Here is a 7,692-nt window from a genome sequence, read left to right as displayed (position 1 = left end):
TCCCTTCCGAGGACCCCGACCAGCCCGGCGACGTCCGCCCCGGCACCCCACCCCCGGACTTCGACCTACCGCTGGCCCTGAACTCCCTGGAGAAGTTCCGCACCCTCCAACCGACCCGCCTCCTGTTCAGCCACTACGGCCCGGTCCGCGACGTCACCGACACCCTCGCCCGCGCCGAGGAGGAGGTCCGACTGTGGGTCGAGCTGGTCCGCGACGCCCGCACCAGCCGCCTCGACCTGGACCACGCCATCGAAATGGTGCGCGAGAAGACCGCGGCCCGCTACCCGGTGGAGCACGCGAACGAGGACACGCAGACGAAGTTCGAGGAGCTGTCTTCGTACGCGTCGAACATCGTCGGGATCAACATGTACCTGAACAAGACGGACGGGTGGGAGCACCCGATGGCGGACGCGGCCAGCGCGGGGTGAGGTAGATCTTGACGCTCGCGCCGGTTGTCGGCGCGAGCGAACCGACTGTCGTCAGATCCACCAATCGGTTTATCGACAAGTCAGCAGCAGCGGGAAGGCCTCGACAACATCCTTCACCGTCGCTGTGGCCGCCCGAGGTGCGGGTTCGCCGTCCACGCCGATCCACACGGTCCGCAGCCCCGCCGCCGCCCCGCCTTCGATGTCGGCGTGCGCGTTGTCGCCGACCATCCATCCGCCGTTGGTCACGATGCCCAGCCGCCAGCCGGCGCGCCGCATCGCGACCAGTCCGTCGCGGACCTCGTCACGTAGTTCGACGTACTGCGGCATGCGGCTGCGATAGAGCCGCCACAGTTCCTCGACAGGCTCCGTTAGTCCGTAGCGCTCCCGCACTCGCGCGAAGAAGGCGTCCCGCTTCTGGCGCGGGTCCCAGGCCTCGACCAGCCACTCCTCCGCCTCGGCAGGCAGCGCGAAGCCGCGTACGAAGTCCTGCGCGAAGCGTCGGAAGGCCGGAGCGAGCACGATGAGTGTGTCGTCCAGGTCGAACAACGCCAAGGGACCCATGGCGATGATCGTACCGAGCGCTACTCTGGGTGTAAGGACCGCAGAGCTGGCGGGCCGCTACCACTCCGGAAGGGCTGCCGCAGTGACCGAAGCCGTTGTCGAGAACAGCACAGCCGAGAACACTGTCGTCGAGAACACTGTCGCCGAGAGCACCGAGCCCGTCATCGCCCCCGCCCCGGCCGAGGCCGCCATCACCTCCGAGGCCGAACTCCGCGCGCTGCTCGGCGAGCCGATGGAGCGCGCGATCAACAAGGAGCGCGTGCGACTCAAGCCGATCGACCGGCGCTGGCTGGCCGCCTCGCCGCTGTGCTTCCTGGCCACCAGCGACGAGCTGGGCAACTGCGACGTCTCGCCGAAGGGCGACCCGGCCGGCTTCGTCAAGGTCCTCGACGACACCCGCATCGCCGTGCCCGAGCGGCCCGGCAACCGGCGGGCCGACGGGTATCACAACATCCTGCGCAACCCGCACGTCGGCATGATCTTCGTGGTCCCGGGCCGGGCCGAGACGCTGCGGATCAACGGCCGGGCGCGGCTGGTGCGCGACGCCGCGTACTTCGACGCCATGATCGTCAAGGGGCACCGGCCGATCATGGCACTGGAGGTGGAGATCGAGCAGATCTTCTTCCACTGCCCGAAGGCCTTCCTGCGCTCCTCGCTGTGGAAGCCGCCGACGTGGGACCCGGACCAGCTGCCGCCGCACGCCGCGATCGTGAAGTCGGTGCAGTGGACGCGCGAGTCGCTGGAGGAGCTGACCGAGTACTACGGCGCGAGCTACGAGAAGAGCATCTACGTCACGAAGAAGTAGAAGAAGTAGCCGCGGGGCAGCCACTCGGCCAGGTGTGCGGACGCGCTCGTCGGCGGTCCGGCGGTGCCTGTCGGCGGTCCCGCGGTGCCCGTCGGCGGTCCCGCGGCGCTTGTCGGCGGCGGTGCCGCAGTACGCGTCGGCAGCACAGTGCAGCACCGTGCAGCACTTGTCAGCGGCGGCCGGTAACGTCGGATCATGGCGTTCACCTATCAAGTCGTCGTCGACTCCGCCGACCCGCACACCCTGGCCGACTGGTGGGCCGAGGCGATCGGGTGGGACCTGGAGCCCTCGAACGAGGACTTCATCCGCTCGATGGTCGCCGCCGGCCACGCGACCGAGGCCGACACCAAGACCCACAACGGCGTCCTGGTCTGGGCCCTCGGCCAGGCGATCGTGCACCCCGACGGCAAGGACGCCGGCCCCGGCTCGCGCATCCTGTTCCAGGTGGTGCCCGAGCCCAAGACCGTGAAGAACCGCGTGCACCTGGACATCAAGGTCGGCGAGGGGAACCTGGAGAGCGAGCTGGCGCGGCTGACGTCCCGAGGCGCCAAGGTGCTGCACCGGGGCCAGCAGGGACCGTCGCGCTGGGTCACCATCGCCGACCCCGAGGGCAACGAATTGTGTCTGCACTCGTGAGCGCCAGCCGTTAAAGTCGCGTTCATGACGTCCGATGCCACCGCCGTCCGCGTGGACAGCTGGATCTGGTCGGTGCGGCTGACCAAGTCCCGGTCGATGGCCGCCGACGCCTGCCGCGGCGGACACGTGAAGGTGAACAACGAGAGCGTGAAGCCCTCGCACCTACTGCGCGCCGGGGACGAGGTCCGGGTGCGGCAGGACCAGCGCGAGCGGGTCGTGGTGGTGAGCAAGCTGATCACGAAGCGGGTCAGCGCACCGGCCGCCGCCGAATGCTACGTCGACAACAGCCCGCCGCCCCCGCCCCGGGAGCTGTTCGTCGCGGTCGCCGTGCGCGACCGCGGGGCCGGGCGGCCGACGAAGCGCGAGCGGCGGGACATGGACCGGCTGCGCGGGCGGCCTTTCTAGGCTGCGGAACCGGACTCAGGGTATCCGGCGCCGCGGCGTCATTCTGCTTCGTTGTAAAGAGCGCGCCTGCGAAGACCGCGCCTACTTCTTGCGGCCGTACCGCGTCTCGGCGTACTTCTTCATGATCGCGAAGGTCTTCGGGTTGCGCGCGAACGTCGCCGGCTCGAACGGCGTCGAGTAGCGGCGCCGCGTGATCGCCTTCGGGCGCGTGAACTCGCGCAGCCCGTCGGCACCGTGGATGCGGCCGAAGCCGGACTCCCCGACGCCGCCGAACGGCAGGCCCGGGATCCCGGCGAAGGCGATGACGGCGTTGACCGAGGTCATGCCGCTGCGCAGGCGCCGGGCGATGGTCGTGCCGCCCCGGCGGGCGAAGACCGAGGCGCCGAGGCCGTAGTCGGTGGCGTTGGCCAGCTCGATGGCCTCCTCGACGTCGCGCACGCCCTTGACCGTGATGGTCGGGCCGAAGGTCTCCTCGCGCACCGCGCTGGAGTCCTCGGGCGTGTCCAGGAGCACGGTCGGCTCGACGTACGGGGCCTGCACCGCGCCGCTGCCGCCGACCAGGACCGTGGCGCCCTTGGCGATGGCGTCGTCGATGTGCCGGCGCACGACGTCGATCTGCGAGGGCATGGTCATCGGGCCGTAGGCGGCGTCCGGCCCCTCGCCGGGGGTCAGCGCCAGCTTCTGGATCTGCGAGGTCAGCTCGGTGACGAACCTGTCCTTCACCGAGTCCACGACGTAGACCCGCTCGATGCCCACGCAGGTCTGCCCGGCGTTGGACATCGCACCCCACAGCGCGGCGTCGGCGGCCTTGGACAGGTCCGCGTCGGCGGCCACGATCATCGCGTCCTTGCCGCCGCACTCCATCAGCACCGGCGTCAGCGACGGCGCGCACGCGGCCATCACCTTGCGGCCGGTCCGGGCACTGCCGGTGAACGCGATCTTGTCCACGCCCGACTCGCACAGCGCGGCCCCGGTCGGCCCGGTGCCGGTGATCAGCCGCAGCACCTTGTGCGGCGCGTCCGGGTTGGCCTTGTCGAACGCGTCGACGATCCACTTGCCGATCGCGGTGGTGTACTCCGAGGGCTTGAACACCACGGCGTTGCCGGCAGCCAGCGCGTAGGCGATCGAGCCCATCGGGGTGAACACGGGGTAGTTCCACGGGCCGATGACGCCGACCACGCCGAGCGGCTGGTACTCCAGCGTCGCGGCGTGGTTGGCCATCAGCAGGCCGGTGCCCACGCGGCGCGGGTGCAGCACCTTGCGCGCGTGCCCGGCGGCCCAGCCGATGTGCTCGATGGCGAGGAAGGCCTCCAGGAAGGCGTCGCCGCGGGGCTTGCCGTTCTCCCGGTGCATGAGCTCGCCGAGCTCGTCGAGCCCGCGGGTGATGACGCCGGCCCACTTGCGCAGCCGCCGCTCGCGCTCGGCCCAGGTCAGCGAGGACCACCAGGCGAAGGCCTGGCGCGCCTCGGCCACGACCGCGCGCACCTGCTCGGCGGTCATGGCGGGGAAGGTGGCGACCTCGCCGCCGTCGGCGGGGTCGTAGGAGACGAAACTGGGGGCGCCCGGTTCCAGGACGCCGACAGCCGCGCCGTTAGCTGAACCCTGATCGCTCATGGCTGACTGCCTCTTCCGTGCGGAGGTGAGGGTGGGTTGGGGACGGTTGGTCGGGACGGTTGGCTCCGGAGGGTGTCCGGTCGATCGCTACCGCCGGGTAACGTCGATGGTTCCGATCCTTCACCTCGAAGCGGCCTGGGGCAATAGGGAGTTGGGACGTGTGGTGGATCAGGTGGGGATCAGGTGGCGCGGGAACGCACGACCGGCGGCTGCCCCTGGGGGCGGCCGCCGGTCGGTGGTGGTGCGGGGTGGTGCTTGGTGGTGCTTGGTGGTCAGTGCCTAGCGCTTGTCAGAGCCGGAGTCCGCGTCGGAGTCCGAGTCGGAGGCGGCGAGGGGGTCGGCGGGATCGGACTTCGCGTCGACCTCGTGGTCGGCGACTCCGTCTTCACCGTCCTCATCCTCGTCGTCCTCGTCGTCGTCCTCGTCTTCGAGGTCTTCGTCGTCGTCGAGCTCTTCTTCTTCGTCTTCGTCGTCGTCGTCGTCGAAGTCCTCGGCGTCATCAGCGATGTCCGCGGCCTCGACGTCGCCATCCTCCTCGTCGAAGGCGATGCCGTCCATCTCGTCGACCCGCTCGGCGGCGTCGGTGAGGCCCTCGGAGTCGGCGTCGGCGGCGCGCATGAACCACTCGCGCGCCTCGTCCTCGCGCTCGGCGGCGAGCAGCGCCTCGGCGTAGGCGTAGCGCAGCCGCGCCGTCCAGGGCTGGATCTTCGCCGGCGTCAGGTCGGCGCCCTGCAGCTGCACGACGGCGGCCTCGGGCTGCTCCATGTCGATCCGCGCACCGGCCGCGACCATCCGCAGCTCGATCTGCGTCTCCTTGTCGAGCGTCTTGGCCTCCGGCGCGGCGGCCATCGCCAGAGCCCGCTCCGGACGTCCCAGGCCCCGCTCACAGTCGGCCATGACGGCCCAGTGGTCGTTGGTCCCGGTGATCCGCCGCACGGTCCGCAGGTCCGCCAGCGCCTCGGAGTACCGCCCGGTCAGGTACGCGGCCAACCCCGCGGCCTCCCGCGTCGAGGCCAGGCGCGGCGCGAGCTTCATCGCCGTCCGGGCGTGCCGGTAGGCGAGCTCGGGGTCCTCGTCGAGGTTCTGCCCGGCCATCACCAGGTGCCCGGCGACCAGCGTGGCCTTGGACCTCAGCAGCTGGGCGAGCTCGTCCTGGATGTCCTTGTCGAGCTTGTCGATGGTGGCGTCCGGCGAGATCTCCAGGACGTCCTCCTCGGGAGCGTCGCGGTCGACGACACCGCCGAACCCGACGCTGACACCGCCCTCGCGCTCGTCGAAGCCGCCACGCGCCTCGTCGTCGCCGATCCCGACGCGGGCACCGTCGTCGCCGAAGCCGCGCGGGGAGCCGAACTCACTGTCGCGACGGTCATCACGGGAGCCGGCACGGTCACGGGAGCCGAAGCCGGCGCGCTCACCATCGCGGCCACCGGAGTAGCCCCGGGAGTCACGATCGCCACGGGAGCCGGAACGGTCGCCGTAGCCACCCCGCGAATCGCCGCCGGCCGGACGCCCACCATCACGCGAGCCGAAGCCGCCACGGGAGTCACCACGACCGTCGGAGGGACGGTCGCCGCGCCCACGCGTGTCGCGCTCGCTGTAGCCGCCGTGCGAATCGCTGCTGCGTGCGCCACGCGAATCGCGATCGCCGCCGAACGAGCGCGGGCCGGACCCGGAGCCGCCCCGCGAATCCCGGTCGCCGAAGCCGCCACGGGAGTCGGAACCGCGCGAGTCACGATCGCCGTAGCCGCCGCGCGAGTCGGAACGGCCTTCGCGCGAGCCGGAACCGCCCCGCGAATCACGATCGCCGTAGCTACCACGAGAGTCAGATCCGCGACTGTCCCGCGAGCCAAAACCACCGCGCGAATCCCGGTCGCCGTAGCTGCCACGGGAGTCAGATCCGCGACTGTCGCGGGAGCCGAAACCACCACGCGAGTCGGAACCGCGACTGTCCCGCGAGCCAAAGCCACCACGCGAGTCAGAACCACGGTTGTCGCGCGAACCGAAACCACCACGCGAATCCCGGTCGCCGTGCCCGGAGCCGCCCCGCGAGTCGCGATCGCCGCCGCGAGAATCCCTGTCCCCATAACCAGAACCGCGGCCGCCTCGGGAATCCCGATCGCCGTAGCTGGAACCACCGCGCGAATCGGATCCGCGACCATCGCGCGAGCCGAAGCCACCTCGCGAATCGGACCCGCGACTGTCGCCCGGACCGAAGCCACCGCGCGAGTCAGAACCACGGTTATCACGCGAGCCAAAGCCACCACGCGAGTCAGAACCACGGCTATCACGCGAGCCGAAACCACCTCGCGAATCGGAGCCACGGTTGTCACGTGAACCGAAACCACCTCGCGAGTCGGATCCGCGGGTGTCGCGCGAGCCGTATCCGCCGCGCGAGTCCGATCCGCCGCTGTCCCGCGAGCCGGAGCCACCGCGCGAGTCAGAACTACGACTGTCCCGCGAGCCGTACCCGCCACGCGAGTCCCTGTCACCGTGGCTGCCGGAATCGCGATTGCCAGAGCGGTCGTCACGGCCGCCGCGTGAATCGCGGTCGCCGTATCCCGAGCCGCCGCGCGAGTCACGGTTCCCGTAGCCGGAACCACCCCGCGAATCGCGGTCGCCGGAGCTGGAACCGCCGCGTGAGTCGCGGTTGCCGTATCCGGAGCCGCCCCGCGAGTCGCGGCCGCCTGGCCTGTCGTCGCGGCCGCCGCGCGCGTCGCGGTTGCCGTATCCCGAGCCGCCGCGCGAGTCACGGTCCCCCGAGCCGCCGCGGGAGTCGCGGTCGCCGGAGCTGGAACCCCCGCGGGCGTCGCGGTCGCCGTAGCCGCGACTGCCGCCGGTGCCGGGGCGGTCACCATAGCCCGCGCCGGAGCGGCCGCCTCGGTCGCCGGCGCCGGGACGGCCAGAGCGGTCGTCGGCGGGGCGGCGGTTCTCACCGCCGCCGCGAGGGCCCTGGCCTCGGTCGCGGTCCCGGTCGGAGCGGCCCGGGTGACGGTCCGAAGATGGTGACATTGGATCCAGCTCCTGTTCCTGTTATGAGTCGGGGTCCATCCTCCCGCACCGCGGAAGAAAGGGCCAAACGCGACGAAGCCCCCTCCGGGAGATCCCGGAGGGGGCTTCGTGAAATTTAGTTCGGCCGCGTCCTACTCTCCCACCAGGTCCCCCTGGCAGTACCATCGGCGCTGGCGGGCTTAGCTTCCGGGTTCGGAATGGGACCGGGCGTTTCCCCACCGCTATGGCGGCCGT

At 70.9% G+C, this 7,692-nt stretch carries 8 protein-coding genes, 1 rRNA gene and 1 pseudogene; 5 read left to right on the top strand and 5 right to left on the bottom strand.

All coding sequences use genetic code 11. The features are described from left to right. A pseudogene (locus tag GWK61_RS50880) lies at positions 1–428 on the top strand (MBL fold metallo-hydrolase); the annotation flags it as partial. 69 nt (positions 429–497) lie between these two features. Here the strand turns inward: GWK61_RS50880 and GWK61_RS50875 are convergent. Further along, on the bottom strand, positions 498–989 hold the full coding sequence (locus GWK61_RS50875) for an HAD family hydrolase (protein ID WP_194921215.1): 492 nt from the start codon (positions 987–989) through the stop codon (positions 498–500). A gap of 82 nt (positions 990–1,071) precedes the next feature. Between GWK61_RS50875 and GWK61_RS50870 the strand changes: the two genes are divergently transcribed. Continuing rightward, positions 1,072–1,794, top strand: a complete 723-nt coding sequence (locus tag GWK61_RS50870; RefSeq protein WP_323748147.1) for a pyridoxamine 5'-phosphate oxidase family protein — start codon at positions 1,072–1,074, stop codon at positions 1,792–1,794. Here GWK61_RS50870 and GWK61_RS50865 read toward each other — a convergent pair. Beyond that, positions 1,776–1,991, bottom strand: a complete 216-nt coding sequence (locus tag GWK61_RS50865) for a hypothetical protein (protein WP_194921214.1) — start codon at positions 1,989–1,991, stop codon at positions 1,776–1,778. The two genes, GWK61_RS50870 and GWK61_RS50865, sit on opposite strands and share 19 nt — an antisense overlap. On the opposite strand from GWK61_RS50865, the gene GWK61_RS50860 reads away from it, so the two are divergent. Next, positions 1,990–2,430 carry a VOC family protein gene (locus tag GWK61_RS50860; RefSeq protein WP_194921213.1) on the top strand — a complete coding sequence of 147 codons (441 nt, stop codon included), beginning with the start codon at positions 1,990–1,992 and terminating at the stop codon, positions 2,428–2,430. The genes GWK61_RS50865 and GWK61_RS50860 overlap by 2 nt on opposite strands. 24 nt (positions 2,431–2,454) lie before the next feature. Further along, positions 2,455–2,835: an RNA-binding S4 domain-containing protein gene (locus GWK61_RS50855; RefSeq protein WP_194921211.1), complete on the top strand. Its 381-nt coding sequence runs from the start codon at positions 2,455–2,457 to the stop codon at positions 2,833–2,835. Between the two features lie 81 nt (positions 2,836–2,916). Here GWK61_RS50855 and GWK61_RS50850 read toward each other — a convergent pair whose 3' ends face one another. Continuing rightward, positions 2,917–4,449 carry an aldehyde dehydrogenase family protein gene (locus GWK61_RS50850; RefSeq protein ID WP_194921209.1) on the bottom strand — a complete coding sequence of 511 codons (1,533 nt, stop codon included), beginning with the start codon at positions 4,447–4,449 and terminating at the stop codon, positions 2,917–2,919. A gap of 279 nt (positions 4,450–4,728) precedes the next feature. Further along, on the bottom strand, positions 4,729–5,544 hold the full coding sequence (locus GWK61_RS50845; RefSeq protein ID WP_228564333.1) for a hypothetical protein: 816 nt from the start codon (positions 5,542–5,544) through the stop codon (positions 4,729–4,731). Between the two features lie 6 nt (positions 5,545–5,550). On the opposite strand from GWK61_RS50845, the gene GWK61_RS50840 reads away from it, so the two are divergent. Next, positions 5,551–6,783, top strand: a complete 1,233-nt coding sequence (locus GWK61_RS50840) for a hypothetical protein (protein WP_194921218.1) — start codon at positions 5,551–5,553, stop codon at positions 6,781–6,783. Positions 6,784–7,576: 793 nt separating this feature from the next. Here GWK61_RS50840 and rrf read toward each other — a convergent pair. Further along, positions 7,577–7,692, bottom strand: a 5S ribosomal RNA gene (gene rrf / locus GWK61_RS50835).

The organism is Catenulispora rubra (assembly GCF_015356825.1).
GTDB classification, from domain to species: Bacteria; Actinomycetota; Actinomycetes; order Streptomycetales; family Catenulisporaceae; genus Catenulispora; species Catenulispora rubra.
Note: the sequence above shows the minus strand (reverse complement) of the source record. Positions and strands in the feature narration are given on the sequence as shown.

Excerpts from the sequence above, each read along its gene's own strand:
- GWK61_RS50875 (WP_194921215.1), bottom strand. The coding sequence starts at position 989 with ATGGGTCCCTTGGCGTTGTTCGACCTGGACGACACACTCATCGTGCTC.
- GWK61_RS50860 (WP_194921213.1), top strand. The coding sequence starts at position 1,990 with ATGGCGTTCACCTATCAAGTCGTCGTCGACTCCGCCGACCCGCACACC.
- GWK61_RS50865 (WP_194921214.1), bottom strand. The coding sequence starts at position 1,991 with ATGATCCGACGTTACCGGCCGCCGCTGACAAGTGCTGCACGGTGCTGC.
- GWK61_RS50855 (WP_194921211.1), top strand. The coding sequence starts at position 2,455 with ATGACGTCCGATGCCACCGCCGTCCGCGTGGACAGCTGGATCTGGTCG.
- GWK61_RS50845 (WP_228564333.1), bottom strand. The coding sequence starts at position 5,544 with ATGGCCGGGCAGAACCTCGACGAGGACCCCGAGCTCGCCTACCGGCAC.
- GWK61_RS50850 (WP_194921209.1), bottom strand. The coding sequence starts at position 4,449 with ATGAGCGATCAGGGTTCAGCTAACGGCGCGGCTGTCGGCGTCCTGGAA.